Genomic DNA, 699 nt, shown 5'->3' on the forward strand with positions numbered 1-699 from the left:
GCCAGCGGCAATCACGACCGCGGCAACGGTGGCTGCCGTCAAGGCAATCATAATCCACTTAGTCACGCCATCGAGCAATTTATAATGACCAGCTATCAAAAAGAACCAAGAGACGGCCACGATGATCATAGACAGCACCATCGTCGATAACTCAAGAGAGGCGGGTAGCATGAATCCCAAAATTACCGCTGCAATCAGTGAGACCGCACCCGTACTGATGACCGCTGATAAGATAGAGAGGATAAAGTACACCCAAAGATACACCTTTGAGCGTTTGGCATAGCCTGCAATCAAACTCTCACCTGTATCGTAAACATAATCGGTTGCAAAGCGAAAAAACGGATATTTAAACACGTTGGCTAAAACAATCATAATCGCCAACTGCCAGCCATATATAGCACCAGCCTGCGTCGATGAAATCAGATGCGAGCCACCGATTGCAGCGGTGGCCATCAAAATACCTGGCCCAAAGATACGCCAACTAAAGCCTTCTTGCTGCGCCGTGCTGTCAGTGGTACTTGGGTTGTTGAGTGGTTGTGTGGACATGAATACCTCGAAATGGTTAAAACGGCAAATCATCACTTACCTGTGTCAGTTTGCCAGTGATCATTAGACAACCGCTCTATACATGTTTATACATGCTTTTTTATAAAACGATTAATCTTGTATCGACTTTAGCACACCAATACGATTCAGGAG

Annotated in this window: 1 pseudogene; it reads right to left on the minus strand. The window is 45.9% G+C overall.

Annotated features, from left to right (window positions below):
- Window positions 1-546, minus strand: a pseudogene (locus ACS8FC_RS17615) (divalent metal cation transporter); the annotation flags it as partial.
- Window positions 547-699 lie beyond the last annotated feature (153 nt).

The sequence above is a fragment of the Psychrobacter sp. 1Y4 genome (genome assembly GCF_051847555.1).